Here is a 26,682-nt window from a genome sequence, read left to right as displayed (position 1 = left end):
AGGTTCAATCCCTCAATGATGCCTGGAATCGCTCTTTTAATGCCTCTACACATTTGGCGACGGTAGCGGCAATCTCCTCTTCTTCGAGTGTACGGCTGGTATCTTGCAGGATCAGGCTTATGGCGAGGCTCTTATACCCCTCCGCAACACCCTTACCGCGGTACACGTCAAATAAGTTTACGCCAACTACCTGATTTACGCCAACTTTCTTACATTCGGATAAAATATCCGCTGCGGGAACGTTTTCTGCGACCACCACCGCGATGTCACGACGGTTCGCCGGGAAGCGAGAAATCTCGCGCGCCTGAGGCACCACGCGGTCTGCGAGCTTGTTCCACTCCAGTTCGAACACCAGAGTGCGACCGTTAAGATCCAGTTTACGTTCCAGTTCAGGATGAACAACCCCAACAAAACCAATACGTTCACCTTTCAGATAAATCGCTGCGGATTGCCCCGGATGCAGTGCCGGATTCGCTTCTGCACGGAACTCAACCTCATTAAGTTTACCGGTCAGGTCGAGAACGGATTCAAGATCGCCTTTCAAATCATAGAAATCAACGGTCTCTTTTGCCAGGTTCCAGTGCTCTTCGTAACGGTTACCGCAAATCACACCGGCTAACATCAGATCCTGACGAATGCCCAACGGTGCCTGAGTATCTGGCACGAAACGCAGACCACTTTCGAAAATGCGCACACGGTTCTGCTGACGGTTCTGGTTGTACACCACGGTTGCCAGCAGGCCGGTCCACAGGGAAAGACGCATTGCTGACATTTCAACGGAAATAGGGCTTGGCAGCAGTAAGGCTTCAACGCCTGGATGGATCATCTGCTGCACTTTCGGATCAACGAAGCTGTAGGTGATCACTTCCTGATAGCCTTTGTCGTTGAGCAGCGTTTTCACGCGCTTGAGCGACAGATCGGCTTCGCGGTGAGTACCCATAATCAGGTTTGCCTGCACCGGCTCATCAGGGATGTTGTTGTAGCCGTAAACACGCGCGACTTCTTCGACCAGATCTTCTTCAATCTCCATGTCGAAACGCCAGCTCGGCGCAACTGCCTGCCACTCGTCTTTGCCTTCGGTCACTTCGCAGCCGAGACGACGCAGAATGTCAGTGACCTGCTCATCGGCAATATGATGGCCAATCAGGCGATCCAGTTTGCTGCGACGCAAAGTGATGGTTGCACGCTTCGGCAGCGTTGCTTCGTTGGTGATATCAATTACCGGACCAGCCTCACCACCGCAGATGTCGATCAGCAGACGGGTCGCACGTTCCATCGCTTTGTGCTGCAGTGCCGGATCAACGCCACGCTCATAACGGTGAGACGCATCAGTATGCAGGCCATGACGACGAGCACGACCGGTGATAGACAGCGGGCTGAAGAAAGCGCATTCCAACAGGACGTTTTGCGTCTCGTCATTCACGCCAGAGTGTTCGCCACCAAAGATGCCGCCCATCGCCAGCGCCTTGTTGTGGTCGGCGATGACCAGGGTGTCAGCGTTCAGCTTCGCTTCGGTACCGTCGAGCAGTACCAGCGTTTCGCCCTCTTTCGCCATCCGCACCACAATGCCGCCTTCAATGCGATCTTTATCGAAAGCGTGCATCGGCTGGCCCAGTTCGAGCAGCACATAGTTGGTGACGTCAACAACTGCATCGATAGAACGGATCCCGCAACGACGCAGTTTTTCTTTCATCCACAGCGGAGTTGGCGCTTTAACGTTAATGCCTTTTACCACACGGCCAAGATAACGCGGGCAGGCTTCCGGCGCTTCTACTGCAATCGGCAGCGTGTCGTCGATGGTCGCACCAACCGGAACGATTTCCGGTTCAACCAGCGGCAGCTGGTTCAGCACGGCAACATCACGCGCCACGCCGATAATGCCTAAGCAATCGGCACGGTTTGGTGTCACGCTGATTTCGATGGTGTTGTCATCGAGTTTCAGGTATTCGCGGATGTCGGTGCCAATCGGCGCATCCGCTGGCAGTTCGATAATGCCGCTGTGATCGTCAGAAATTCCCAGCTCAGAAAAGGAGCACAGCATCCCTTCAGACGGTTCGCCGCGCAGTTTTGCCGCTTTAATTTTGAAATCACCCGGCAGAACAGCACCAATGGTCGCTACCGCCACACGCAGGCCCTGACGGCAGTTTGGCGCACCGCAGACAATGTCCAGCAGGCGATCGCCGCCGACATTCACTTTTGTCACTCGCAGTTTGTCAGCGTTCGGATGCTGCGCACACTCAACCACTTCACCCACAACCACGCCGTGGAAGCTACCGGCAACCGGTTCTACACCGTCAACTTCCAGGCCAGCCATGGTGATTTGATTTGCCAACGCATCACTATCAATCGCCGGGTTCACCCATTCGCGTAACCACAGTTCACTGAATTTCATAATCTATTCCTGCCTTATTTAAACTGTTTGAGGAAACGCAGATCGTTTTCGAAGAATGAACGCAGGTCGGTGACGCCGTAACGCAACATAGTCAGACGCTCCATCCCCATCCCGAAGGCGAAACCAGAGTAAACTTCCGGATCGATGCCAACATTACGCAGCACGTTCGGATGCACCATCCCGCAGCCCAGTACTTCCAGCCATTTACCGTTTTTACCCATGACGTCCACTTCTGCAGAAGGTTCGGTAAACGGGAAGTAGGAAGGACGGAAGCGGATCTGCAAATCTTCCTCAAAGAAGTTACGCAGGAAGTCGTGCAGCGTGCCTTTCAGGTTGGTAAAGCTGATGTTGGTATCAACAATCAGACCTTCCATCTGATGGAACATCGGCGTGTGAGTCTGGTCGTAGTCGTTACGATAAACGCGGCCAGGCGCGATGATACGAATCGGTGGCTGCTGAGCTTTCATGGTGCGGATCTGTACGCCAGAGGTCTGGGTACGCAGCAGGCGGGTAGCGTCAAACCAGAAAGTGTCGTGGTCAGCGCGCGCCGGGTGGTGACCAGGAATGTTCAGAGCATCGAAGTTATGATAATCGTCTTCGATTTCCGGCCCGGTTGCCACGGTAAAGCCAAGCTCACCGAAGAAACTTTCGATACGGTCGATGGTACGGGTCACCGGATGCAGACCGCCGTTTTCAATACGACGACCCGGCAGGGAGACATCAATCGTTTCCGCAGCCAGACGCGCATTCAGCGCTGCGCTTTCCAGTTCCGCTTTACGTGCATTCAGCGCCTGCTGAACCTGCTCTTTCGCTTCGTTGATAACCGCACCGGCTGCCGGGCGTTCTTCTGGCGGCAGCTCACGCAGGGTCGTCATCTGAAGGGTTAAGTGCCCTTTTTTACCCAAATATTCGACGCGCACATTGTCTAACGCGGCAACATCTGACGCCTGGCTAATGGCCGCCTTCGCACTGGCAACCAGTTCTGCGAGATGTGACATGGTTTTCCTCATTGTGTCAGTGGTGACACTGGTTCGTTGGACTTAGAGCCTATCCCATCAGGCTATTTTACTTGCCATTTTGGTCCCGGGCAGTGCTCGAAATCCTCACGTACTTAAGTACGCTCCGGTTTCTCCGCGCTGGCCGTGCCCAGACTGGCTGCGACAATTACGCCTGATGAGACTGGCTTTTTATTTTTCAAAACGCGCATACAAAAAAAGCCTCCACTGGGAGGCTTTCAGGCGCTGTTTTCCGTTTCTCTTCTCACGCGCTAGCCTCCTGGAGTCAGGTGCTAAAGTAAAAAAAGAAGCGGAAAATAGCAGCATTCATTGCTTGCGTTACCTTTTGGTACTTTTCAAAAGACCTTTATTGAAAAGGCTACGGCGATAAAAGTCAATGTTTTGATGGCGTTGAAACGAAAAGAGGGAGACTAGCTCCCTCTTTCAACTGGCTTATGCCAGAGCTGCTTTCGCTTTTTCAACCAGAGCGGTGAACGCTACTTTGTCGAATACTGCGATATCAGCCAGGATCTTACGGTCGATTTCAACAGAGGCTTTTTTCAGGCCATTGATGAATTTGCTGTAAGAAATACCGTTCTGACGTGCTGCTGCGTTGATACGCGCAATCCACAGTTGACGGAACTGACGCTTACGTTGACGACGGTCACGGTAAGCATACTGACCAGCTTTGATAACAGCCTGGAAGGCAACGCGGTATACGCGAGAACGCGCACCGTAGTAGCCTTTAGCTTGTTTCAAAATTTTCTTGTGACGTGCGCGTGCAATTACACCACGTTTTACGCGAGCCATATGTGCTCTCCTGTATCTATATTCTAATTAAAAAGTTAAAAACGTTAACGGCTTATGCGTACGGCAGGCACGCGATTACCAGGCCCAGATCGCCTTTGGAAACCATGGCTTTCGGACGCAGGTGACGTTTACGTTTGGTCGCTTTTTTGGTCAGAATGTGACGCAGGTTAGCGTGCTTGTGCTTAAAACCACCTTTACCGGTTTTTTTGAAGCGCTTAGCAGCACCGCGTACGGTCTTAATTTTTGGCATTTTAATAACTTCCACTTCGCATTGTTAATAAACGAAACAAAGGCGAACAATGCCTGTGAAGCCCAAAGGCTCCACAGACAATGCTACTTGAAGGCCTTACTGTTTCTTCTTAGGAGCGAGCACCATGATCATCTGGCGGCCTTCGATCTTCGTTGGGAAGGATTCGACCACTGCCAGTTCTTGCAAATCGTCTTTCACGCGATTAAGCACTTCCATACCGATTTGCTGGTGCGCCATCTCACGACCGCGGAAACGCAGCGTGATTTTGGCTTTATCACCCTCTTCGAGAAAGCGAATCAGGCTGCGGAGTTTTACCTGATAGTCGCCTTCATCTGTACCAGGACGGAATTTAATTTCCTTAACCTGGATAACTTTTTGCTTTTTCTTCTGTTCCTTAGAAGACTTGCTCTTTTCATAGAGGAATTTGCCGTAATCCATTATACGACAAACCGGCGGCTCGGCGTTAGGGCTGATCTCGACTAAGTCTACTCCGGCTTCTTCTGCTTTCTCCAGAGCTTCTCTCAGACTCACAATACCAAGCTGCTCGCCTTCCAGACCTGTTAAGCGAACTTCCTGGGCGCGAATTTCGCCATTGATACGGTTAGGGCGCGCCGTTTGAACTCGTTTTCCGCCTTTAATACCTTATTCCTCCAATTGTTTAAGACTGCGGCTGCGAATCTCTTGTTGCAGCTTCTCGATCACTTCATTTACGTCCATGCTTCCCAGGTCTTTACCACGGCGGGTGCGAACGGCAACTTTGCCTGATTCCACCTCTTTATCACCACAGACCAGCATATATGGGACGCGACGCAAAGTGTGCTCGCGGATTTTAAAGCCAATCTTCTCATTTCTCAAGTCTGCTTTAACACGAATGCCCGCATTTGATAGTTTTTGCGTCAATTCGTTAACGTATTCAGACTGTGAATCGGTAATATTCATGATAACAACCTGAACCGGCGCAAGCCAGGTCGGGAAGAAACCAGCGAATTCTTCGGTCAGGATACCGATGAAACGTTCCATCGACCCCAGAATTGCGCGGTGAATCATTACCGGTACCTTACGCTCGTTGTCTTCACCCACATAGGAGGCGCTCAGACGAGACGGCAAGGAGAAGTCCAGCTGTACTGTACCGCACTGCCATGCACGATCGAGGCAGTCATACAGGGTAAATTCAATTTTCGGACCGTAGAAAGCGCCTTCACCCAGTTGATATTCAAACGGGATGTTGTTTTCTTCCAGCGCAACTGCCAGGTCCGCCTCAGCACGATCCCACATTTCGTCGCTGCCAATACGTTTTTCAGGACGAGTGGAGAGTTTGACGACGATCTTCTCGAAGCCAAAAGTGCTGTACATATCATAGACTAAACGGATACATCCGTTAACTTCATCGCGAATTTGTTCTTCAGTACAGAAGATATGCGCGTCATCCTGGGTAAAACCACGTACACGCATCAGGCCATGCAGCGAACCTGACGGCTCGTTACGGTGGCAGCTACCAAACTCGGCCATACGCAGCGGCAGATCGCGATAAGACTTCAGCCCCTGGTTGAAAATTTGTACGTGACCCGGGCAGTTCATCGGCTTAATGCAGTATTCACGGTTCTCAGAAGACGTAGTGAACATTGCATCTTTGTAGTTGTCCCAGTGACCGGTTTTTTCCCACAGAACACGGTCCATCATGAACGGACCTTTAACTTCCTGATACTGGTACTCTTTCAGTTTAGAACGAACAAACACTTCCAGTTCACGGAAGATGGTCCAACCGTCGTTGTGCCAGAAGACCATACCCGGCGCTTCTTCCTGCATATGGTACAGGTCGAGCTGTTTACCGATTTTACGGTGGTCGCGTTTCGCGGCTTCTTCCAGGCGCTGCAGGTAAGCGTTTAGCGCTTTTTTGTCTGCCCACGCCGTACCGTAAATACGTTGCAACATTTTGTTGTTGCTGTCGCCACGCCAGTAAGCCCCTGCCGTTTTCATCAGTTTGAAATGATGGCAGAAACGCATGTTCGGTACGTGCGGACCGCGGCACATGTCGACATATTCTTCATGGAAGTACAGACCTGGCTTGTCATCATGGGCGATGTTTTCGTCAAGAATGGAGACTTTGTAGCTCTCCCCACGGTTGGCGAAAGTTTCACGCGCTTCGTGCCAGCTGACTTTCTTTTTAATGACGTCGTAGTTTTTCTCAGCAAGCTCATGCATCCGCTTCTCGAGTGCTTCGACATCTTCCTGGGTTAACGTGCGGTCAAGATCAACGTCGTAATAAAAACCGTTGTCAATAACCGGGCCGATTGCCATTTTGGTATGCGGCCAAAGTTGTTTAATCGCGTGCCCTAACAGGTGCGCACAGGAGTGACGAATGATCTCCAGACCTTCTTCGTCTTTGGCGGTAATGATCGACAGTTGTGCGTCGTTTTCAATCAGATCGCAAGCATCAACCAGTTCACCATTAACGCGCCCTGCGATACAGGCTTTCGCCAGACCTGGACCAATGTCCAGCGCAACATCCATGGGGCTTACAGCGTGGTCGTAATGGCGTTGGCTGCCATCAGGAAGAGTTATAACAGGCATTTTATATCCTTATTTGCAGTGGTGACCCACACGAAAGATCACATACAAAGAAAAATTTGTTTATTAACAGTTCATTGCGAAACCATCTAGCCAACAAATGCTAAATTGGTTCGCAATCAGGTACACAAATGAAAGACATTAACCTCTCACCTTCCACCCGGTTGAACGATGTTAACACTAAAAAAAGGGAGATTGTACCTTTCCGTTTCACATTGATTCGATTCGCAATTCGTTTGTAGTGAGTACACCAGCAAAACGCTTAAAGAACCACTGATAACATCACGCAGCGTCTGAAAGGTTTACTGCGAGCGGATTTACGCAGATAAACTGAATCCAGCAAAGTTCGTTGCGCTATTTGGCGGTGGTATTTAAACGATCATGAGATTAATGACGAACTGGTCATATCGCAATGATAAAAGTGACACAATTCTTATAGCAATTTTTCGTGCACATTTCGTTCTGGCGATAATAATTAATCATCATACTCAAAACCTCCAGACATATATAAGGCGAATAGATTATGAGTGAAAACGATATCATTATCAGAACTCATTATAAGTCTCCTCATAGAGTGCACATCGATAGCGACATACCAACGCCTTCAGCAGAGCCTATTAATCAATTTGCGCGCCAGCTCATCACCCTACTTGATAGCTCTGATTTAAGTTCGATGCTGTCATACTGTGTTACTCAGGAATTTACCGCAAGCTGTCGAAAAATATCACAAAATTGTTATTCCACTGCCCTTTTTATCATTAACTTTGCCACTTCCCCCATCCATGCAGAAAATATACTCATTACATTACACTATAAAAAAGAAATCATTTCCTTACTTCTGGAAACCACGCCCATTAAAGCTAACCATTTGCGAAGCATACTGGATTATATTGAACAGGAACAGTCAACTGCCGAAAAACGTAACCATTGCATGAAGCTGTCAAAAAAAATCCATAGAGAAAAAACTATACAACCAACAGTAAATCTCAATGGTAGTGCATTTTTTTTGCAATCTCCTTCTGACGCTATTTTTTGTCGCCATCTGTCATTACAATACGCCCTTGATTCATTGGGAAATGGAAAAGGCAAAGTCAACCTGATTAAACATTACTCCTCCGTTGAATCCATACAACAGCATGTCCCTATAGTCCGGGACGCGGAGTTCAGAGCATTACTTCGCCATCCTCCTGCAGGGAGTCGCGTTATCGCGAGTAAGGATTTTGGCTTCGCTTTAGATATTTTCTTCTGTCGAATGATGGCAAACAATGTCAGTCATATATCCGCGATTTTATATATAGACAATCATACTTTGTCAGTAAGGCTACGAATAAAGCAGTCAGCGTATGGACAATTAAGTTATGTTGTGTCCGTTTACGACCCGAACGATACCAACGTTGCCGTCAGAGGCACCCACAGGACAGCACGGGGCTTTCTCTCGCTTGATAAGTTCATCAGTTCAGGTCCCGATGCTCAGACCTGGGCTGATATGTATGTTCGCAACTGTGCAATTGCTATTCTGCCTCTATTACCTGAGGGAGTTCCAGGGGCAATTTTCGCGGGTGTTGCGACACGAATGCCATTTGCCCCTATACATCCATCGGCAATGTTGTTAATAATGGCCACAGGCCAGACTCAACAGCTTATTACATTATTCAAACAGTTGCGCATACTCCCTGAAAAAGAAATCATTGAAATAATAACTGCGCAGAATAGCGTTGGTACACCTGCTTTATTTCTGGCTATGATGAACGGACATACTGACAACGTAAAAATATTTATGCAAGAAATTCAGTCACTGGTAAATAGTCGCATCATTCATAAAAATAATCTAGTTAAGTTACTGCAAACTAAAAGTGCCAATGACACACCTGGACTCTACATTACCATGTTGTATGGATTCGATGAAATAATCAATATCTTCCTTAATACATTAACCACTCCAATAGCACAAGAGCTTTTAAACAAAAAGCTGGTAATGGATATTTTAGCAATGAAAACACGTGATGGTGAGCCTGGATTATTTGCTGCAATGGAAAATAATCACCCTTTGTGTGTCACACGGTTCCTCTCAAAAATTTATGGAATCGCCTTTAAATATAACCTCAGTAAAATTAACATCATGGATTTATTAAAAGGCGCAACAGCACATGGAACTCCTGCTTTATACATCGCCATGAGCAAGGGTAATGAAGACGTCGTGCTATCTTATATATCGACGCTGTGTACTTTTGCAAAAAAATATTCTTTTAGTCAACATCAGTTATTCACACTGTTGGCCGCTAAAAATCATGACAACATATCAGCTGTTCATATAGCCATTCATCATAATCATTATAAAACGGTAGAAACATATTATGCAGCTATAAATGTAATCAGCCAAAGCCTGAGCTTTAGTCCAGATGAACTACAGGCGTATTTATAACTAAATATTTACGATGTATATGTTGATACATATACTTTAAACTCAATAACAGTGACCGGGTGCACAACGCCACCCGACGGCTGCAATTGCAAAAAATCCCTTGTTGCCTGTCCCTTTTGTTACACTCCGTTATCACGCACAAGAGATATGCAGGACACTGGTATGCCGACTAAACGCTTTGATAAAAAACACTGGAAGATGGTGGTGGTGCTACTGGCAATCTGTGGCGCTATGTTGTTGCTACGTTGGGCAGCAATGATTTGGGGCTGAGCAGTGACAAACGAAAACAGCCAGACCGCATACTACGGTCCGGCAGATAATGTTACATGCTGTAGCCCAGCGATAAGGTTGTCCGACGATCGGTATGTTCCGGTGCAGACTCTGGAGGTTCAGAGTTCCATGTGACGTTGTAAGCCACCTTCAGTCCAAAATGTTCATTAATAGCAACATTTAATGCGCTTTCAGAGTTCAGCGTTGTGTCTTCCGCGCCAAAGACGGAAACACCCTGCGTAAATTTAGCGTTGTCAGTCAACTGCCATGCATAAGCCCCGGAGGCATAACCCAGCGGCTGGGTTTCACTGGCATTGTCGGTATATTTGTCGTAACGCACACCTGGACCGAATTCAAAGCGGAAACTGTGTACCGGGCCATTCAAAAACTGGCGACCATAACCCGCGGTCAACACATCGCGCTCTCGATAGCCGTTATAACGGTCTGTCAGCCAGCTTGCCTGCCCAAATAAATAGTCATAATCAGTTAAATTAAAACGGCTACGCCCGCCCGCCGCATATTTTTCTGAAGAACGCTCATCATTAGAAGAAGTATTACTGGCGTTCCCCCACAGCGACCAGGCAGTGGTTTGTCCATACCAGGTCATGGTGGTGTCAGCCGTAAGTGAGGAGCTTTTCGTATTGCCTGATTGTGCAAGATATCCTGCGTTCAGATTACCTTCGAAAGGTTTTTTAGCGCTGGCAGGATCGTCCATGACAGTAAAAACGGAATCATCGGCAGCTGCATTCAGTGACGCAAACATGCCCCCCGCCAACATAACGATGGCAGGAACTGTCTTCAAAAGCTTCATTTATCAAGAGTCCGTACAACAAAAAAAGAGACCTTCGCGGTCCCGGAAACTTTCTTAAGGATCAAAGATTAGCGTCCCTGGAAAGGTAACGAATTATAAAAAGGCGCGAATAACTTAGCAATGTATTCTTATTTCATTTTTTGAATAAGCATGTGGCGAAAACAGATTTTTATTTATATATATTTATCTGCAAAATTTTAAATAAAGCTCTAATAAATCATATTGTTAATTTCTTCACTTTCCGCTGATTCGGTGCCAGACTGAAATCAGCCTATAGGAGGAAATGATGGTACGTATCTATACGTTGACACTTGCGCCCTCTCTCGATAGCGCAACAATTACCCCGCAAATTTATCCCGAAGGAAAGCTGCGCTGTACCGCACCGGTATTCGAACCCGGAGGCGGCGGCATCAACGTCGCCCGCGCCATTGCCCATCTTGGAGGCAGTGCCACAGCGATCTTCCCGGCGGGTGGTGCGACCGGCGAACATCTGGTTTCACTGTTGGCAGATGAAAATGTCCCCGTCGCTACTGTAGAAGCCAAAGACTGGACCCGGCAGAATTTACACGTACATGTGGAAGCAAGCGGTGAGCAGTATCGTTTTGTCATGCCAGGCGCGGCATTAAGTGAAGATGAGTTTCGCCAGCTTGAAGAGCAAGTTCTGGAAATTGAATCCGGTGCTATCCTGGTCATAAGCGGAAGCCTGCCGCCAGGTGTGAAGCTAGAAAAATTAACCCAACTGATTTCCGCTGCGCAAAACCAAGGGATCCGCTGTATCGTCGACAGTTCTGGCGAAGCGTTAAGTGCAGCACTGGCGATTGGTAACATCGAGTTGGTTAAGCCTAACCAAAAAGAACTCAGTGCGCTGGTGAATCGCGAACTCACCCAGCCAGACGATGTCCGCAAAGCCGCGCAGGAAATCGTTAATAGCGGCAAGGCCAAACGAGTTGTCGTTTCCCTGGGTCCACAAGGGGCGCTGGGCGTTGATAGTGAAAACTGCATTCAGGTTGTGCCACCACCGGTGAAAAGCCAGAGCACCGTTGGCGCTGGTGACAGCATGGTCGGCGCGATGACACTGAAACTGGCAGAAAATGCCTCTCTTGAAGAGATGGTCCGTTTTGGCGTAGCTGCGGGGAGTGCAGCCACACTCAATCAGGGAACACGCCTGTGCTCCCATGACGATACACAAAAAATTTACGCTTACCTTTCCCGCTAACTGAAACATTCCCCCTGCATTGGGGGAATCACCACCAACCTGTCGGCAACGCGTTTCTCCGACTATGCTCAAAAGTCATGTGATAACAAAGGGGTGAACTATGGCCAGTGGCGCTCTTGTCCGTTATGTCATAACCGTCATGTTGCACGAGGATACATTGACTGAAATTAACGAGTTGAATAATTACCTGACTCGCGACGGTTTTTTGCTCACCATGACGGATGATGATGGAAATATCCATGAGCTGGGGACTAACACTTTTGGACTTATCAGTACCCAAAGTGAAGAAGAAATTAGAGAGCTGGTTTCGGGGCTTACCCAAAGTGCAACCGGCAAAGATCCTGAAATCACCATCACGACCTGGGAGGAATGGAATAGCAACAGAAAATAAATGGTTTTTGGGCAATAATCAGTCTGTGGTGTGCGTTAGCTCGTGTTTTTACACCGCATTCTTGCGCTAACCTTATGATCTGGCAGACAACATGGGAGAGACATCATGTGGCAGGCAATCAGTCGTCTTTTGAGCGAGCAGTTAGGTGAAGGCGAAATCGAACTGCGTAATGAACTGCCTGGCGGAGAAGTCCATGCCGCATGGCATTTGCGCTATGCAGGACGTGACTTTTTCGTCAAATGTGATGAAAGGGAACTGCTTCCCGGTTTTACCGCTGAAGCCGACCAACTGGAGTTACTGTCGCGTAGTAAAACCGTCACCGTGCCTAAGGTTTGGGCAGTTGGCGCTGACCGTGACTACAGTTTTCTGGTGATGGATTATCTCCCACCTCGCCCGCTGGATGCGCATAGCGCATTTATTCTTGGTCAGCAAATTGCGCGTTTACATCAATGGAGCGACCAACCGCAATTTGGCCTCGATTTCGATAACGCGCTCTCCACAACTCCCCAGCCCAACACCTGGCAACGTCGCTGGTCAACTTTTTTTGCTGAACAACGGATTGGCTGGCAGCTGGAACTGGCGGCAGAAAAAGGGATCGCTTTCGGCAATATCGATGCCATCGTCGAGCATATTCAGCAGCGTCTGGCCTCGCATCAACCGCAGCCTTCTCTGTTGCACGGCGATTTATGGTCCGGCAACTGTGCGCTGGGTCCGGATGGCCCGTACATTTTCGACCCGGCCTGCTACTGGGGTGACCGAGAGTGCGACCTGGCGATGTTACCGCTGCATACTGAACAGCCGCCACAAATCTATGACGGCTATCAGTCAGTATCCCCGCTACCTGCCGATTTCCTTGAACGTCAACCGGTTTACCAACTCTACACGCTGTTAAATCGTGCAAGGTTATTTGGCGGTCAGCATTTGGTTATTGCTCAGCAGTCACTGGATAGATTATTAGCAGCATAATATGGGGTGAGGATAATGGCCGCTCCGTGCGGCCTTTTGATTAAATAAACCCCAGCAGAGAAAAGAACACATAACCTGCAGCAATACAAATAACCGGCAGGATATACAGCGAGAAAAACTGCAGGAAAATAGTATGGTGCGGCACAACAATACGTGACTCAATTTGTTCACGCGTTAGCCCCTCTTCCCCTTTGGCTTTTTCCAGAATGAGTTGATCTTCAACACCTTCCCGCAAGAAGCGCGCCTGGCGACTCATCCGGGCACCGGAATCCTGCAACGCTAGTCCGACAAAAATCAGGATGAAAATCACCCAGAACATAACGTTCACGCCACCATTAAAATTGGGCGTCGGGGAGTTATACCAGAACAGATTCAAAAAAGGCGTATTCGCCTGCATCATATCGATCATGACATGAGTAAAGTCGAGCATGACCGCATTAATGCCTTCCTGGTTTTCCTGCCGGGTATTCATAAATTTCAGCAAAGAAATCAATGTAGAGATCAATGCAGGTATAAAAATCACCCAACCTAAAATCCTTTTCAAAACAGCAATGCGTCCAGCTTGTTGATACGTCATGAGTTCTCCTTGATTAAGACGCGTCGTTTCACTTAGTTTACCTGTAGATATCTGTTTTCGCCCATTCTTTAAAGGCGATATGATAGGCGCTTAATCATAAGCACGGCTTAATACCTTACACATAATGCTCTAAAGGAGAGGTTGTAATGTCAACCCCGCGTCAGATTCTTGCTGCAATTTTTGATATGGATGGATTACTTATCGACTCAGAACCTTTATGGGATCGGGCCGAACTGGATGTGATGGCAAGCCTGGGGGTGGATATCTCCCGTCGTAACGAGCTGCCGGACACCTTAGGTTTACGCATCGATATGGTGGTCGATCTATGGTACGCCCGGCAACCGTGGAATGGGCCGAGCCGTCAGGAGGTGGTTGAACGGGTTATTGCTCGTGCCATTTCACTGGTTGAAGAGACACGCCCATTATTGCCAGGCGTGCGTGAAGCCGTTGCGTTATGCAAAGAACAAGGTTTATTGGTGGGACTGGCCTCCGCGTCACCACTACATATGCTGGAAAAAGTGTTGACCATGTTTGACTTACGCGACAGTTTCGATGCCCTCGCCTCGGCTGAAAAACTGCCTTACAGCAAGCCGCATCCGCAAGTATATCTCGACTGCGCAGCAAAACTGGGCGTTGACCCACTGACCTGCGTGGCGCTGGAAGACTCGGTAAATGGCATGATCGCCTCTAAAGCAGCCCGCATGCGTTCCATCGTCGTTCCTGCGCCAGAAGCGCAAAATGATCCACGTTTTGTATTAGCAAACGTCAAACTCTCATCGCTGACAGAACTCACCGCAAAAGACCTTCTCGGTTAATAACCAAGGGCAGTTATCACGCTGCCCCTGGTTCTTTATCTGAATTTGCATTCAACTGGCGGATTAATCGTCAATTTAAGAGAAAGAGTTACACCGTCACTACTTCCGTGCACTGTATAAAAATCCTATACTGTACGTATCGACAGTTTAGTGAGTTTTATCATGACGGCGGAAGGTCACCTTCTCTTTTCTATTGCTTGTGCGGTATTTGCCAAAAATGCCGAGCTGACGCCCGTGCTGGCACAGGGTGACTGGTGGCATATTGTCCCTTCCGCAATCCTGACGTGTTTGTTACCGGACATCGATCACCCAAAGTCGTTTCTTGGGCAGCGATTAAAGTGGATATCAAAACCGATCGCCCGCGCTTTTGGGCATCGTGGTTTTACCCACAGTCTGCTGGCGGTATTTGCGCTGCTGGCAACCTTTTACCTTAAGGTTCCTGAAAGCTGGTTTATTCCTGCTGATGCGTTGCAGGGAATGGTACTGGGTTATTTGAGCCACATACTTGCCGATATGCTGACACCCGCCGGTGTTCCCCTGCTCTGGCCATGCCGCTGGCGTTTCCGCTTGCCTATCCTGGTTCCCCAAAAGGGCAACCAACTGGAACGTTTTATCTGCATGGCATTATTTGTCTGGTCGGTATGGATGCCCCATTCATTACCCGAAAACAGCGCTGTTCGTTGGTCATCGCAAATGATCAATACCTTGCAGATCCAGTTTCATCGGCTTATTAAGCATCAGGTTGAATACTAAAAAGGCAAAAATCGCCTTTCTGGAATAAGCAATTCCATTTGAATATAAGAGCCAGCTCACAGTTCTGTTAATCTTGCGCCAACACTATGACTGCTACGCAGTGATAGAAATAATAAGATCAGGAGAACGGGGATGAACTTTCCATTAATTGCGAACATCGTGGTGTTCGTTGTACTGCTGTTTGCGCTGGCTCAGACCCGCCATAAACAGTGGAGTCTGGCGAAAAAAGTGCTGGTGGGTCTGGTGATGGGTGTGGTTTTTGGCCTCGCCCTGCATACCATTTATGGTTCTGACAGCCAGGTACTTAAAGATTCTGTACAGTGGTTTAACATCGTTGGTAACGGCTATGTTCAACTGCTGCAAATGATCGTTATGCCGTTAGTCTTCGCCTCTATTCTGAGCGCGGTTGCCCGTCTGCATAACGCATCACAGTTAGGCAAAATCAGTTTTCTGACCATCGGAACGCTTTTGTTTACCACGCTGATTGCGGCGCTGGTCGGTGTGCTGGTCACCAACCTGTTTGGTTTGACGGCTGAAGGTCTGGTTCAGGGTGGTGCAGAAACTGCACGTTTGAATGCCATCGAAAGTAACTATGTTGGTAAAGTCTCTGACCTGAGCGTTCCGCAGCTGGTCTTGTCCTTTATCCCGAAAAACCCGTTTGCCGATCTGACCGGAGCCAATCCGACGTCAATTATCAGCGTGGTAATTTTTGCCGCATTCCTCGGCGTAGCTGCGCTGAAGCTGCTGAAGGATGATGCGCCGAAAGGTGAACGCGTCTTAACCGCTATCGATACCCTGCAAAGCTGGGTGATGAAACTGGTTCGCCTGGTCATGCAGCTGACCCCTTACGGCGTTCTGGCGCTGATGACCAAAGTGGTTGCAGGTTCTAACCTGCAAGACATCATCAAACTGGGTAGTTTCGTTGTCGCGTCCTACCTCGGTCTTCTAATTATGTTTGCAGTGCATGGCCTTCTGCTGGGCATTAATGGCGTGAGCCCGCTGAAGTACTTCCGTAAGGTATGGCCAGTACTGACGTTTGCCTTTACCAGCCGTTCCAGCGCCGCGTCTATCCCGCTTAATGTGGAAGCACAAACGCGTCGTCTGGGTGTACCTGAATCTATCGCCAGTTTCGCCGCCTCTTTCGGTGCGACCATTGGTCAGAACGGCTGTGCCGGTTTGTATCCGGCAATGCTGGCGGTGATGGTTGCGCCTACGGTTGGCATTAACCCGCTGGACCCGATGTGGATTGCGACGCTGGTCGGTATTGTTACCGTTAGTTCCGCAGGCGTTGCCGGTGTCGGTGGTGGCGCAACTTTCGCCGCACTGATTGTGCTGCCTGCGATGGGCCTGCCTGTAACGCTGGTGGCATTGTTAATCTCCGTTGAACCGCTTATCGACATGGGCCGTACGGCGCTAAACGTTAGTGGCTCGATGACCGCTGGCACGCTGACCAGCCAGTGGCTGAAGCAAACCGATAAAGCCATTCTGGATAGCGAAGACGACGCCGAACTGGCACACCGTTAATTCTTATGCTGGCAACGGTCCGTTTTGTATAGGGGCCGTTGCCTTACTTTTTAAATGTTCCATCGCGGCGATGCATACTGACTCATATTTAAACAGATCGTCAGCGAAAAAAATGGCTAACTTATCAATACATTCCTGACTCAATGAATGTGCTTGTAGCGAGAAGCTTAAAACCTCATACCCAAGACGTTTTCTAAGTGAACTATCTGAAATACTCATAATCTCTTCAAGCACACCACTTCCCATTCCCGGAAGATTCAGTGGATTAAAAAGAAGATTGACATTAAGCATTGATATTATCGAAGGGAAGTTTAACAAACGTTCATTATTTTGAATTGCAGAAAAAATACTCCCGGCAGGATGTATATAATCTTGATCATAGTAAATGGTTGTCAAATAATAAATCACCAACTTATTTTTTATATTAATCAAATTAGTCATCTTATCTGGGCGAAAGACAAAAGCGAAATCCATTCCGGCAAAACTCTCATTAACACTTCTTATACGAAGTTCACTACCATTGGGATTGTCAATTATAACTTTATATTTAATATTATCTGGCAGAGACGTGTCAAAACTAAGCACTGGTGCTCTGGGTATGGATACGTCAAACTTAATATTAGACATAGAGGCAATCATATAATTAAAGTGTGATTCAACGATTTCATCGCTGCCACATTGCCCCGTTGATATAAAGAAAGCGAGTTCTGTCAGGGTCGATTGAAGCTTTCCCTTATAGAGTTCGAATGCCTGATTTTGAATATTCACATTGTAATAATTACTCTGTATTAGACTTGTATAAATCATCTATCACCTCAGTTTATAAACCCTAATCATTACGCATTTTGATTTGAGTAATTGACAATCTAAGTTTAAGAGTAACGTCACAGAATGAACTATCAAAAATAGCTCATCCTGACCAGGATAATTTTGACATTTTAGAACTAATAACCAGTTAAAGAAAAAAGAGCATTTATTTTATAGCAGTAGATCGTTAAATGCAGTTTTTTGTTACAGGTGATTTGAATGAATGTAGCATCGAAATACAGAATTTCAGGCCATGTAACTCCCGGCAAAACCGGGAGGTACGTAATCCTTACTCAGTCACTTCCCCTTCCTGGCGGATCTGATTTGCCCAACGCTGGGCGGATTCAGGCACAGTAAACGCCGGTGAGCGCAGAAATGACTCTCCCATCAGTACAAACGCAACATATTTGCCACGCAGCATCCAGACATCACGAAACGAATCCATCTTTATCGCATGTTCTGGCGGCGCGGGTTCCGTGCGTGGGACATAGCTAATAATCTGGCGGTTTTGCTGACGGAGCGGTTTCTTCATTACTGGCTTCACTAAACGCATATTAAAAATCAGAAAAACTGTAGTTTAGCCGATTTAGCCCCTGTACGTCCCGCTTTGCGTGTATTTCATAACACCGTTTCCAGAATAGTCTCCGAAGCGGGATCTGGCCGGTGGTCTATAGTTAGAGAGTTTTTTGACCAAAACAGCGGCCCTTTCAGTAATACATTAAGGAGACGAGTTCAATGTCGCAACATAACGAAAAGAACCCACATCAGCACCAGTCACCACTACACGATTCCAGCGAAGCGAAACCGGGGATGGACTCACTGGCACCTGAGGACGGATCTCATCGTCCAGCGGCTGAACCGACGCCACCGGGAGCGCAGCCAACCGCCCCTGGGAGCCTGAAAGCCCCTGATACGCGTAACGAAAAACTTAATTCTCTGGAAGACGTACGCAAAGGCAGTGAAAATTTTGCGCTGACCACTAATCAGGGTGTACGCATCGCCGATGATCAAAACTCCCTACGCGCCGGTAGCCGTGGCCCAACACTGCTGGAAGATTTTATTCTGCGCGAGAAAATCACTCACTTTGACCATGAGCGCATCCCGGAACGAATTGTTCATGCGCGCGGCTCAGCCGCTCACGGTTATTTCCAGCCATATAAAAGCTTAAGCGATATCACCAAAGCGGATTTTCTGTCAGACCCCAACAAAATTACCCCGGTCTTTGTCCGATTCTCCACCGTTCAGGGTGGTGCTGGCTCGGCGGATACGGTGCGAGATATCCGTGGCTTCGCGACCAAGTTCTACACTGAAGAGGGTATTTTTGACCTTGTTGGTAACAACACACCGATCTTCTTTATTCAGGATGCGCATAAATTCCCCGATTTTGTTCATGCGGTAAAACCAGAACCGCACTGGGCAATCCCACAAGGGCAAAGCGCCCACGATACTTTCTGGGATTATGTTTCTCTGCAACCTGAAACTCTGCACAACGTGATGTGGGCGATGTCGGATCGCGGGATCCCGCGCAGCTATCGCACCATGGAAGGCTTCGGTATTCACACCTTCCGCCTGATTAATGCCGAAGGGAAGGCAACGTTCGTACGTTTCCACTGGAAACCACTGGCAGGTAAAGCCTCACTCGTTTGGGATGAAGCACAAAAACTAACCGGACGTGACCCGGACTTCCAACGCCGCGAGTTGTGGGAAGCCATCGAAGCAGGCGATTTTCCGGAATACGAACTGGGCTTCCAGTTGATTCCTGAAGAAGATGAATTCAAGTTTGACTTCGATCTTCTCGATCCAACCAAACTCATCCCGGAAGAACTGGTACCCGTTCAGCGTGTTGGCAAAATGGTGCTCAATCGCAACCCGGATAACTTCTTTGCCGAAAACGAACAGGCGGCTTTCCATCCTGGGCATATTGTCCCCGGTCTGGACTTCACCAACGATCCCCTGTTGCAGGGGCGTTTGTTCTCTTATACCGATACACAAATCAGTCGTCTTGGCGGACCAAATTTCCATGAGATTCCGATTAACCGCCCGACCTGTCCTTACCATAATTTCCAGCGTGACGGCATGCATCGTATGGGGATCGACACTAACCCGGCGAATTACGAACCGAACTCGATCAACGATAACTGGCCGCGCGAAACACCGCCGGGGCCGAAACGCGGCGGTTTTGAATCATACCAGGAGCGCGTGGAAGGCAATAAAGTTCGCGAGCGCAGCCCATCGTTTGGCGAATATTATTCCCATCCGCGTCTGTTCTGGCTAAGTCAGACGCCATTCGAGCAGCGCCATATTGTCGATGGTTTCAGCTTTGAGTTAAGCAAAGTAGTTCGTCCGTATATTCGTGAGCGCGTTGTTGATCAGCTGGCGCATATTGATCTCACTCTGGCCCAGGCGGTGGCGAAAAATCTCGGTATCGAACTGACTGACGACCAGCTGAATATCACCCCGCCTCCGGACGTCAACGGTCTGAAAAAGGATCCATCCTTAAGTCTGTACGCCATTCCTGACGGTGATGTAAAAGGTCGCGTGGTAGCGATTTTGCTTAATGATGAAGTGAGATCGGCAGACCTTCTGGCCATTCTCAAGGCGCTGAAGGCCAAAGGCGTTCATGCCAAACTGCTCTACTCCCGAATGGGTGAAGTGACTGCGGATGACGGTACGGTGCTGCCTATAGCCGCTACATTTGCCGGAGCGCCTTCGCTGACGGTCGATGCGATTATTGTCCCTTGCGGCAATATCGCGGATATCGCTGACAACGGCGATGCCAACTACTACCTGATGGAAGCCTACAAACACCTTAAACCGATTGCGCTGGCGGGAGACGCGCGCAAGTTTAAAGCAACAATCAAGGTCGCTGACCAGGGTGAAGAAGGGATTGTGGAAGCTGACAGCGCCGATGGTAGTTTTATGGATGAACTGTTAACGCTGATGGCAGCACACCGCGTGTGGTCACGCATTCCTAAGATTGACAAAATCCCGGCGTAAATATGGATAAGGTCACGCCCCCTGGGGAGTGACCTTACCACCTTACTTACACATCAAGATAACTACCCAACCGATAACCACGCTCGGCGATGGCATACTTCAACGATGCTGAAGTCAGCACATCCAGTTCCGTTAACCGAGGGAAGCAATAAGCACTCTGGCGAATCGTATTATCGATAAACGCCGGGTGGCACATCACTTCCAGAGAGCGCTCGCCGCGATGACTGGAGTCATCAAGCACTTGCAGGAACAGTGTCTCGCTAATCTCTTCACCATAAAACGCGCTACTGAATCCCTGCGAACTGCGCAGATTAGCCGGTAAATCACCAACGTTAGATAGCGGCTGACGGTCGATGCGCAACGCTATCCCCTCTTCAGCCGCAAACCTGGCAACAATCGGGAAAATCTGCGGGAACATATGCACATGATGATGGCTATCAAGATGCGTAGGTTTGCGTCCAAATAGCTCAATGAAACGCAAATACTGACTGGCGAGCTCCTGAGTAATTTCTTCCAGCGGTAAAGCATCTTCTTCTGCCAACTGCCAGATCCATTTTCCCAGCACACCCTCGCGGGTTAACCCCGGCATAGCTGTCAGTGGCTTGCCCATAGTAAGGACAAAGTGCATCCCTATGGCCAGACTCGGTTCATCACGACTCAACTGCACTGCATGGTCAATAGCCTGCCCATTCACCAGCGCCGTCGTCGATGTGACAATCCCATTGCGACAGGCCTCGATAATGCCGTAGTTCTGACCTTTGCTTAAGCCAAAATCATCGGCATTAACAATCAGTAAGCGTTCCATAATCAGCCTCGGTTAATGTGCTTTTTTAAGCTCTGCGATGCAGTCGGCAAAATTTGGCAGCCATTTCTCGTGCGCCAGAATCATCTCGCGTGCCAGCAGCTCAGCATCGCGATCGGAATGCACCAGCGGGCTAAGATTCAGCGCCAGTAACACATCATTAAATTCACCGCTTAGTGCTGCATGGCTGGCAGCAATCTCAAAGCCTTTAATAGTGTGAATTAGCCCCATCACTTTGTCATCGAAATGGGTAATGCGCGGATGAGGCGTCGCACCATTGCGCCCCAGCGTGCAGGTCATTTCTACTGCCCAGTCTGCCGGAATATTATCAACATGCCCATGATGTGGAATATTAATGTAGTGTTCCGTTTGCTTATCGTTATAAATAGCGTTAATCACTTCACACGCTGCGTCGGAGTAATAAGCCCCACCACGCTGTTCCAGCTCTTTCGGTTTAACTTTCAGCTCAGGATTTTTATACAGGTCAAAAAGGTTTTTCTCGACTTTCTGTACTACCTGCGCACGCGCACCGCCTTTGTAGTATTCGCCCATTTCAATCGCCAGCATCTCTTTCTGCTTGAAGTAATACAGTAGATAAGAACATGGCAGCAGATTCAACGAACGAATTAAGCCTTCACTAAACGGCAGATCGAAAATATTTTTAACGCCAGATGCTTTTAACTGCCCGGATGCCACACCATCAAGCAATTCGGAAAAGCGTGATTTGCCATTTACCAGCACATCCTTAATGAACACCATATGGTTGAGGCCGAACAAATCGATAGATAAATCATCGCTGTCTTTCAGAGTCAGAACATCGCGAATAAACATCTTCATGCCGATCGGAATATTACACACGCCGATAAAGCGTTTAAATCCGGTATGACGATAGACGGCTTCAGTGACCATTCCCGCCGGGTTAGTAAAGTTAATCACCCATGCATTCGGACAAAGTTCTTCGACATCTTTTACGATGTCAAAAATCACCGGAATGGTACGCAGACCTTTAAACAAACCGCCCGCACCGTTAGTTTCCTGACCAAGATAACCATGACTTAATGGAATACGTTCATCCAGTTCGCGCGCCGGTAATTGGCCTACGCGCAGTTGGGTAGTAACGAAATCAGCATCTTTCAATGCTTCGCGGCGATCCAGCGTTTTATAAAGCTTCATCGGGACGCCAGCGTTATCAATCATCCGTTGGCAGAGATCAAAAATAATATCAAGTTTAGCTTTACCACCTTCAACATCCACCAGCCATAATTCGCTGACAGGTAATTCGTGATAACGCTTAATAAATCCTTCCAGTAACTCCGGGGTATAGCTGCTCCCGCCACCAATAGTGACGACTTTTAATTTCTGGCTCATAATTTCTCCCTTCAGTACAGAATACTGATATCTGGCATATCTGCCCCCGGACATAAATAATCCAGCAACAGGACAGATATGTTAATTGTCAGGTATAACGACTTACTGATTAAATTCAGTCAATTTCTTACGATAGCTCTTAGGCGTAAAGGACGTTAATTTCTTAAACGTTTTAATAAACAAACTCGGGCTACTATAACCGGCCTCAAACGCAATGTCTGTCACTGAATAGTTAGTCATTTCCAGTTGTTTTTTGGCAAAATTAATACGGATTTCATTAATAATCTGCATTGGCGTTTTGCCATAATATCGTTGAGTCGCTCGCGTCAAATATTCCTGTGATTTGGCTGACAACGTCACCATATTCTCCAGCGCCGATTCACTAAACTGCTCTTTATCATGCATCTTTTCTACCGTACTTTTCAGCCACTGCGGTACATCATCAATCACCTGTTCTTCGCGGTAATGACGCAAACGGTTAATGACATAAAAAGTCACCATCTCAACAAACTCTTCCAGCCCTGTTTCGCGGAAATTCAATGAAGAAATCACGGTTTCCACATAGGTGAGAAAAGCGTTATTGGTCCGGTATACCTGCGAAGCGACAAAGCAATAAGGCAACAACGGCAGGTAATGCTGCTCAAAAAAGCGTTTACTGATCCCAACGTTCAATATGCGCGTGGCACCAAACTCATAAAAACTTTGATGGTGCGAACCTAACGGAATAAAAACAAAATCCCCCCGTTCCAGTAACACGCGCTTACCGTTAATCTCCTGGAAGTAACGCCCGGTTAATACCAGAGTAAATTCATAATAGTCGTGCTGATGCAGTCCGCTGATACTCTCAGTTTTGTTGTAGATAAACACATGGAAGTTTTTGCCATTAAACAACTGCTGTTCTCGGGCAGTGGCAATTTCCGGCGCGTTAATCACTGGCTGCATCATCGACTCCTTATGCCTTCAGTTTTTCATGAAGCTCAATTAATTCAGTAATCAGTTCACGCGCAAGCATGGACGTCATTAAATGATCCTGAGCGTGGACCAGCACCAGACTCACTTTCATCTTACCTTCGCCCGCATCGCCTTCAATCAGTTTCGTCTGTACCAGATGCGCTTCATTCAATGCCATCCGTGACTGATCCATCATCGCTTTTGCTGCGGCAAAATCGCCCTGCTTCGCCTGTTTCAGTGCGGCATACGCCAGGCTGCGCGCTTGTCCGGAGTTGATGATAAGCCCCATCACCACTTCTTCCAGCTCTTCAGCTTCTGTTTGCGTATCGGGAATGTTATCGAGATCCATCATACATCGTTCCTCTCTTTTCTTACCGGCACGATTACCCGTACCGGCATCGATTAAAATTTCAGGGCATTAGCAATATCTTCTTCACTCTCTTCTTTATCAATCGCGTTTTGTGCTTTGTTAGCGACCACAACAAAGGGCAGATAAATTAACGTTGCGATACCAAGGTTGAAGAATGCGACCAGCAATGCGGCGACACTACCGTTGGTGTTAAAGAAGGCTCCCAGACCGGTTGGCATGGTCCACGGTGCAATATTGGTCACCGGAGGAATAATGCCCATGTAGTACGCTGCGAGGGTGATTGCCGCCAGAATCGGTTGTACCAGTACAAACGGAATAAACATCACCGGGTTCATGATAATTGGCAGACCAAACAGAATCGGTTCGTTAATCTGGAAGATGCCGGACGGCAGCGCCAGTTTTGCCACCTGACGATAATCAGCACGGCGAGAAGCGATAAAGATAGCCAGGATCAGACCCAAAGTCGCACCACTGCCACCGAGGAAAATAAAGGAGTCCAGCATCGGCTTGGCCCAGATATGGAAGGTCTTACCGGCTGCCAGCGCCGCTTCGACGGAACCATATTGCTGATAGGTCGCGATATTTTCCAGCGCCCAAGGCGTCATAATGCCGTTGTCCAGTGCGGTCAGCGCCAGCGCACCATGAATACCGAAGAACCAGAGCAGTGGAACAAAGATCACATAGGCCCAGCCCACCACGCTACCCAACGATGCCAGTGGGGTTGAGATGGTATCCATAATGATCTGATGGAAGTTGGTGCCCCAGGTATTCAACGCCCAGGCAATAATCCCCATCACGGAAAGAATAATAAAGCCGGGAATTAATGCCGAGAAGGAACGCGATACTGAAGCAGGTACGCTGTCGGGCAATTTAATGACCCAATTGCGGCGGACAATAAAGGTAAACATTTCTGCCACCACCAGGCCAATAATAATCCCGGAGATGATATTCGCCCCACCTAACCAGTTTGCGCCAACCGCATAGGCCTCACCGACACTATATGGGGTGACGGTCATAAATGCTGCAACGGATAACAACCCAGCCGCCAGCGCATCGACTTTACGCTCTTCTGCCAGCGCCATGCCAATAAAGAACGGTGCCATTAAAGACATTATCCCTAATGTTCCGTTATATACGTTGCCGCCGATACCTTTCAGACCATTAAGTGTTTCAATGGTTGAGGCATCCAGGCGAATACCTAAGGAATAAAAAAACGACCCCTCCCCAAAGCTTAGAAAAACGTTGTTAATTAATACAAACATGGCTCCCGCAAGGGTTAACGGCATTAAGCGAATAAAACCATTTTTGATTGCATTAACGTGTGGCTGCTTTCCTATTTTAACTGCAAAAGGGAGGAGTACCTTTTCAAGCGATGCAATAACATTACTCATAGAAAAATACCCTTAAAAACCGCAATTTAAATATTGCGGTATTGATTTATGAAATAACTCTTTGACGGGAAAATTTAAAATAAATTAATTTGCTGCGGCTTTTTTAATCGCCGCAACCGCAGCCTTAAGCACGCCTAAACCATCGACTTTGCCATAAAGCAGCGAGTCAATTACTTCGACCGGTTTGTTGGGTAACAAACGCTGGATTTCGGGCAACATATAAGCAATCTGTGGCCCTAATAACACGACATCGGCATTCTGACCTTTTTCACCAGCCAGTGTTTCCGGAAATGCTTCAATAATGACCGGAACTTCATATTTTTCTGCCTGTGCGCGCATTTTTGATACCAGTAAAGAGGTAGACATGCCCGCAGAACAAAACAGATAAATGTGTTTCTTTTCCATAAAACTGCCCTCATCGACGATTATCTGTCAGCCAGACACTCCGCAAGCCTTAACCTGCTTCCATGCTCTGGGTAACTTGCGAAACCAACATGACTTTTTTTGTGGCTGAAAGGAGTATACGGTATAGACCTGAGCAATAGTATTTCTTTGACCTTATAAATTGTCTCTCCTTGACCTGTGGTTATGACCCTCTTCACATTTCGGGCAAATAATTCGCGAAGATAATTAAGAACACAGGCCAAAAAAAACCGGCGCAATGGCCGGTTTCCGTTGTTACTCAAGCTTTCAGACGAAGTGATTACTTCGCAGCCTGTGGATCAGTGTCGTATTCAGCACAGGTCTGATAACCGGAGTTGATGACATGTCCGGTATCATCTAACGCGACAAAGTAGGTTTCTGCTTTACCATCACGTTGACCCAGGATGTAGGTCTGGCAAGTACCACGAGCATGAATCATGCTCACTTCAGACGAAGGTTTACCCGCAATTTGTGCAACCTGCGCCCGGCTCATGCCTTTTTTGACGTCTTTCACCACAGGCTGTACAAACTGGTCTTTGGTACGATCATAAGCCGTACAACCCGCCAGCATGGTTAATACCGCCGCTGCACTCAGAATTCCTGCCATATTCTTGTTCATATTCCGTCCTCTTGTTTATCAGCGTGTTAGATAAGCCTGGAATACATTGGGCGCTTTTTCAAGCCCGTGAACGAAACGGCTCCGCTTTCAGAGGATTCCTGTATGACGTTTTAACCACCATTCAGCCCGCTGTCGCTTGTCGTTTCAGTAGCAACGGGTTAGCTTTAAGGAAGTTTTGTCTTTTCTGTCTGGAG

Annotated in this window: 27 protein-coding genes and 1 other annotated feature; of the genes, 9 read left to right on the top strand and 18 right to left on the bottom strand. The window is 48.0% G+C overall.

What is annotated here, in order from left to right:
* Positions 1–4: 4 nt before the first annotated feature.
* The 7 genes from pheT to thrS all read right to left on the bottom strand — a co-directional run bounded on the left by pheT (position 5) and on the right by thrS (position 7,018).
* Complete coding sequence (pheT, locus tag HEN33_RS01885) at positions 5–2,392, bottom strand: phenylalanine--tRNA ligase subunit beta (protein ID WP_032303156.1); 2,388 nt, start codon at positions 2,390–2,392, stop codon at positions 5–7.
* A gap of 14 nt (positions 2,393–2,406) precedes the next feature.
* Positions 2,407–3,390, bottom strand: coding sequence for a phenylalanine--tRNA ligase subunit alpha (gene pheS / locus HEN33_RS01880; protein WP_000018588.1), 984 nt, complete (start codon positions 3,388–3,390; stop codon positions 2,407–2,409).
* 209 nt (positions 3,391–3,599) lie between these two features.
* Positions 3,600–3,724 (bottom strand) — a sequence feature (Phe leader region).
* Positions 3,674–3,718 (bottom strand): pheST operon leader peptide PheM, encoded by a 45-nt coding sequence (gene pheM / locus HEN33_RS01875; protein ID WP_001386830.1) that lies wholly within the window; start codon positions 3,716–3,718, stop codon positions 3,674–3,676. (Overlaps the previous feature by 45 nt.)
* Positions 3,725–3,840: 116 nt before the next feature.
* A complete protein-coding gene (gene rplT, locus HEN33_RS01870; RefSeq protein ID WP_000124850.1) occupies positions 3,841–4,197 on the bottom strand; it encodes a 50S ribosomal protein L20 in 357 nt (118 codons plus the stop codon).
* Positions 4,198–4,249: 52 nt separating this feature from the next.
* Positions 4,250–4,447, bottom strand: coding sequence for a 50S ribosomal protein L35 (gene rpmI / locus HEN33_RS01865; RefSeq protein ID WP_001124225.1), 198 nt, complete (start codon positions 4,445–4,447; stop codon positions 4,250–4,252).
* Between the two features lie 96 nt (positions 4,448–4,543).
* Positions 4,544–5,086, bottom strand: a complete 543-nt coding sequence (gene infC, locus HEN33_RS01860) for a translation initiation factor IF-3 (RefSeq protein WP_001700733.1) — start codon at positions 5,084–5,086, stop codon at positions 4,544–4,546.
* A gap of 3 nt (positions 5,087–5,089) precedes the next feature.
* Positions 5,090–7,018, bottom strand: a complete 1,929-nt coding sequence (gene thrS, locus HEN33_RS01855; protein ID WP_001144202.1) for a threonine--tRNA ligase — start codon at positions 7,016–7,018, stop codon at positions 5,090–5,092.
* 520 nt (positions 7,019–7,538) lie between these two features.
* On the opposite strand from thrS, the gene espL1 reads away from it, so the two are divergent.
* Positions 7,539–9,437, top strand: a complete 1,899-nt coding sequence (espL1, locus tag HEN33_RS01850) for a type III secretion system effector EspL1 (RefSeq protein ID WP_176263872.1) — start codon at positions 7,539–7,541, stop codon at positions 9,435–9,437.
* A gap of 162 nt (positions 9,438–9,599) precedes the next feature.
* Positions 9,600–9,707, top strand: a complete 108-nt coding sequence (yniD, locus tag HEN33_RS01845) for a small membrane protein YniD (RefSeq protein WP_001142445.1) — start codon at positions 9,600–9,602, stop codon at positions 9,705–9,707.
* Between the two features lie 52 nt (positions 9,708–9,759).
* On the opposite strand, the gene HEN33_RS01840 is transcribed toward yniD, so the two are convergent.
* Positions 9,760–10,518 carry a DUF481 domain-containing protein gene (locus HEN33_RS01840; RefSeq protein ID WP_000771396.1) on the bottom strand — a complete coding sequence of 253 codons (759 nt, stop codon included), beginning with the start codon at positions 10,516–10,518 and terminating at the stop codon, positions 9,760–9,762.
* A 286-nt stretch (positions 10,519–10,804) separates the two neighbouring features.
* Between HEN33_RS01840 and pfkB the strand changes: the two genes are divergently transcribed.
* From pfkB to HEN33_RS01825, 3 genes are all read left to right on the top strand, one after another.
* Positions 10,805–11,734, top strand: a complete 930-nt coding sequence (pfkB, locus tag HEN33_RS01835; protein ID WP_000251742.1) for a 6-phosphofructokinase II — start codon at positions 10,805–10,807, stop codon at positions 11,732–11,734.
* A gap of 100 nt (positions 11,735–11,834) precedes the next feature.
* Positions 11,835–12,125, top strand: coding sequence for a type V toxin-antitoxin system endoribonuclease antitoxin GhoS (ghoS, locus tag HEN33_RS01830; protein WP_176263873.1), 291 nt, complete (start codon positions 11,835–11,837; stop codon positions 12,123–12,125).
* A 105-nt stretch (positions 12,126–12,230) separates the two neighbouring features.
* A complete protein-coding gene (locus HEN33_RS01825; protein ID WP_000267670.1) occupies positions 12,231–13,091 on the top strand; it encodes a fructosamine kinase family protein in 861 nt (286 codons plus the stop codon).
* Between the two features lie 40 nt (positions 13,092–13,131).
* Here HEN33_RS01825 and HEN33_RS01820 read toward each other — a convergent pair whose 3' ends face one another.
* Positions 13,132–13,668, bottom strand: coding sequence for a YniB family protein (locus HEN33_RS01820; protein WP_000222172.1), 537 nt, complete (start codon positions 13,666–13,668; stop codon positions 13,132–13,134).
* 146 nt (positions 13,669–13,814) lie between these two features.
* Here HEN33_RS01820 and hxpB point away from each other — a divergent pair, with 146 nt between their 5' ends.
* From hxpB to tcyP, 3 genes are all read left to right on the top strand, one after another.
* Positions 13,815–14,483: a hexitol phosphatase HxpB gene (gene hxpB / locus HEN33_RS01815; protein ID WP_000106834.1), complete on the top strand. Its 669-nt coding sequence runs from the start codon at positions 13,815–13,817 to the stop codon at positions 14,481–14,483.
* A gap of 162 nt (positions 14,484–14,645) precedes the next feature.
* Positions 14,646–15,236 carry a metal-dependent hydrolase gene (locus tag HEN33_RS01810; protein ID WP_001295408.1) on the top strand — a complete coding sequence of 197 codons (591 nt, stop codon included), beginning with the start codon at positions 14,646–14,648 and terminating at the stop codon, positions 15,234–15,236.
* 132 nt (positions 15,237–15,368) lie between these two features.
* Positions 15,369–16,760, top strand: coding sequence for a cystine/sulfocysteine:cation symporter (gene tcyP / locus HEN33_RS01805; RefSeq protein ID WP_001010714.1), 1,392 nt, complete (start codon positions 15,369–15,371; stop codon positions 16,758–16,760).
* A 3-nt stretch (positions 16,761–16,763) separates the two neighbouring features.
* Here tcyP and HEN33_RS01800 read toward each other — a convergent pair whose 3' ends face one another.
* Both HEN33_RS01800 and cedA read right to left on the bottom strand, forming a co-directional pair.
* Positions 16,764–17,567 (bottom strand): hypothetical protein, encoded by an 804-nt coding sequence (locus tag HEN33_RS01800; protein ID WP_183083411.1) that lies wholly within the window; start codon positions 17,565–17,567, stop codon positions 16,764–16,766.
* Between the two features lie 289 nt (positions 17,568–17,856).
* Complete coding sequence (gene cedA, locus HEN33_RS01795; RefSeq protein WP_001241561.1) at positions 17,857–18,120, bottom strand: cell division activator CedA; 264 nt, start codon at positions 18,118–18,120, stop codon at positions 17,857–17,859.
* Positions 18,121–18,302: 182 nt separating this feature from the next.
* On the opposite strand from cedA, the gene katE reads away from it, so the two are divergent.
* Positions 18,303–20,564, top strand: a complete 2,262-nt coding sequence (gene katE / locus HEN33_RS01790; protein WP_176263747.1) for a catalase HPII — start codon at positions 18,303–18,305, stop codon at positions 20,562–20,564.
* 46 nt (positions 20,565–20,610) lie between these two features.
* Here katE and chbG read toward each other — a convergent pair whose 3' ends face one another.
* The 7 genes from chbG to osmE form a co-directional block, all read right to left on the bottom strand.
* Positions 20,611–21,369, bottom strand: a complete 759-nt coding sequence (gene chbG, locus HEN33_RS01785) for a chitin disaccharide deacetylase (RefSeq protein WP_176263748.1) — start codon at positions 21,367–21,369, stop codon at positions 20,611–20,613.
* A 12-nt stretch (positions 21,370–21,381) separates the two neighbouring features.
* Positions 21,382–22,734: a 6-phospho-beta-glucosidase gene (celF, locus tag HEN33_RS01780; protein WP_176263749.1), complete on the bottom strand. Its 1,353-nt coding sequence runs from the start codon at positions 22,732–22,734 to the stop codon at positions 21,382–21,384.
* Positions 22,735–22,836: 102 nt separating this feature from the next.
* A complete protein-coding gene (gene chbR, locus HEN33_RS01775; RefSeq protein ID WP_000983653.1) occupies positions 22,837–23,679 on the bottom strand; it encodes a transcriptional regulator ChbR in 843 nt (280 codons plus the stop codon).
* Positions 23,680–23,686: 7 nt separating this feature from the next.
* Positions 23,687–24,037 (bottom strand): PTS N,N'-diacetylchitobiose transporter subunit IIA, encoded by a 351-nt coding sequence (gene chbA, locus HEN33_RS01770; protein WP_000968919.1) that lies wholly within the window; start codon positions 24,035–24,037, stop codon positions 23,687–23,689.
* Positions 24,038–24,087: 50 nt separating this feature from the next.
* Positions 24,088–25,446 (bottom strand): PTS N,N'-diacetylchitobiose transporter subunit IIC, encoded by a 1,359-nt coding sequence (chbC, locus tag HEN33_RS01765; RefSeq protein ID WP_000073040.1) that lies wholly within the window; start codon positions 25,444–25,446, stop codon positions 24,088–24,090.
* A gap of 84 nt (positions 25,447–25,530) precedes the next feature.
* Positions 25,531–25,851, bottom strand: coding sequence for a PTS N,N'-diacetylchitobiose transporter subunit IIB (gene chbB, locus HEN33_RS01760; RefSeq protein ID WP_000412169.1), 321 nt, complete (start codon positions 25,849–25,851; stop codon positions 25,531–25,533).
* 298 nt (positions 25,852–26,149) lie between these two features.
* Positions 26,150–26,488: an osmotically-inducible lipoprotein OsmE gene (gene osmE, locus HEN33_RS01755; RefSeq protein ID WP_001039044.1), complete on the bottom strand. Its 339-nt coding sequence runs from the start codon at positions 26,486–26,488 to the stop codon at positions 26,150–26,152.
* Positions 26,489–26,682: the final 194 nt, after the last annotated feature.

The organism is Escherichia sp. 94.0001, assembly GCF_013369155.2.
Lineage (GTDB): Bacteria > Pseudomonadota > Gammaproteobacteria > Enterobacterales > Enterobacteriaceae > Escherichia > Escherichia coli_F.
The sequence above is the reverse complement of the archived record's forward strand: the minus strand, read 5'-3'. Positions and strand labels throughout refer to the sequence as shown.

Excerpts from the sequence above, each read along its gene's own strand:
- pheT (WP_032303156.1), bottom strand. The coding sequence starts at position 2,392 with ATGAAATTCAGTGAACTGTGGTTACGCGAATGGGTGAACCCGGCGATT.
- pheS (WP_000018588.1), bottom strand. The coding sequence starts at position 3,390 with ATGTCACATCTCGCAGAACTGGTTGCCAGTGCGAAGGCGGCCATTAGC.
- rplT (WP_000124850.1), bottom strand. The coding sequence starts at position 4,197 with ATGGCTCGCGTAAAACGTGGTGTAATTGCACGCGCACGTCACAAGAAA.
- rpmI (WP_001124225.1), bottom strand. The coding sequence starts at position 4,447 with ATGCCAAAAATTAAGACCGTACGCGGTGCTGCTAAGCGCTTCAAAAAA.
- thrS (WP_001144202.1), bottom strand. The coding sequence starts at position 7,018 with ATGCCTGTTATAACTCTTCCTGATGGCAGCCAACGCCATTACGACCAC.
- espL1 (WP_176263872.1), top strand. The coding sequence starts at position 7,539 with ATGAGTGAAAACGATATCATTATCAGAACTCATTATAAGTCTCCTCAT.
- yniD (WP_001142445.1), top strand. The coding sequence starts at position 9,600 with ATGCCGACTAAACGCTTTGATAAAAAACACTGGAAGATGGTGGTGGTG.
- HEN33_RS01840 (WP_000771396.1), bottom strand. The coding sequence starts at position 10,518 with ATGAAGCTTTTGAAGACAGTTCCTGCCATCGTTATGTTGGCGGGGGGC.
- pfkB (WP_000251742.1), top strand. The coding sequence starts at position 10,805 with ATGGTACGTATCTATACGTTGACACTTGCGCCCTCTCTCGATAGCGCA.
- ghoS (WP_176263873.1), top strand. The coding sequence starts at position 11,835 with ATGGCCAGTGGCGCTCTTGTCCGTTATGTCATAACCGTCATGTTGCAC.
- HEN33_RS01825 (WP_000267670.1), top strand. The coding sequence starts at position 12,231 with ATGTGGCAGGCAATCAGTCGTCTTTTGAGCGAGCAGTTAGGTGAAGGC.
- HEN33_RS01820 (WP_000222172.1), bottom strand. The coding sequence starts at position 13,668 with ATGACGTATCAACAAGCTGGACGCATTGCTGTTTTGAAAAGGATTTTA.
- hxpB (WP_000106834.1), top strand. The coding sequence starts at position 13,815 with ATGTCAACCCCGCGTCAGATTCTTGCTGCAATTTTTGATATGGATGGA.
- HEN33_RS01810 (WP_001295408.1), top strand. The coding sequence starts at position 14,646 with ATGACGGCGGAAGGTCACCTTCTCTTTTCTATTGCTTGTGCGGTATTT.
- tcyP (WP_001010714.1), top strand. The coding sequence starts at position 15,369 with ATGAACTTTCCATTAATTGCGAACATCGTGGTGTTCGTTGTACTGCTG.
- HEN33_RS01800 (WP_183083411.1), bottom strand. The coding sequence starts at position 17,567 with ATGATTTATACAAGTCTAATACAGAGTAATTATTACAATGTGAATATT.
- cedA (WP_001241561.1), bottom strand. The coding sequence starts at position 18,120 with ATGCGTTTAGTGAAGCCAGTAATGAAGAAACCGCTCCGTCAGCAAAAC.
- katE (WP_176263747.1), top strand. The coding sequence starts at position 18,303 with ATGTCGCAACATAACGAAAAGAACCCACATCAGCACCAGTCACCACTA.
- chbG (WP_176263748.1), bottom strand. The coding sequence starts at position 21,369 with ATGGAACGCTTACTGATTGTTAATGCCGATGATTTTGGCTTAAGCAAA.
- celF (WP_176263749.1), bottom strand. The coding sequence starts at position 22,734 with ATGAGCCAGAAATTAAAAGTCGTCACTATTGGTGGCGGGAGCAGCTAT.
- chbR (WP_000983653.1), bottom strand. The coding sequence starts at position 23,679 with ATGATGCAGCCAGTGATTAACGCGCCGGAAATTGCCACTGCCCGAGAA.
- chbA (WP_000968919.1), bottom strand. The coding sequence starts at position 24,037 with ATGATGGATCTCGATAACATTCCCGATACGCAAACAGAAGCTGAAGAG.
- chbC (WP_000073040.1), bottom strand. The coding sequence starts at position 25,446 with ATGAGTAATGTTATTGCATCGCTTGAAAAGGTACTCCTCCCTTTTGCA.
- chbB (WP_000412169.1), bottom strand. The coding sequence starts at position 25,851 with ATGGAAAAGAAACACATTTATCTGTTTTGTTCTGCGGGCATGTCTACC.
- osmE (WP_001039044.1), bottom strand. The coding sequence starts at position 26,488 with ATGAACAAGAATATGGCAGGAATTCTGAGTGCAGCGGCGGTATTAACC.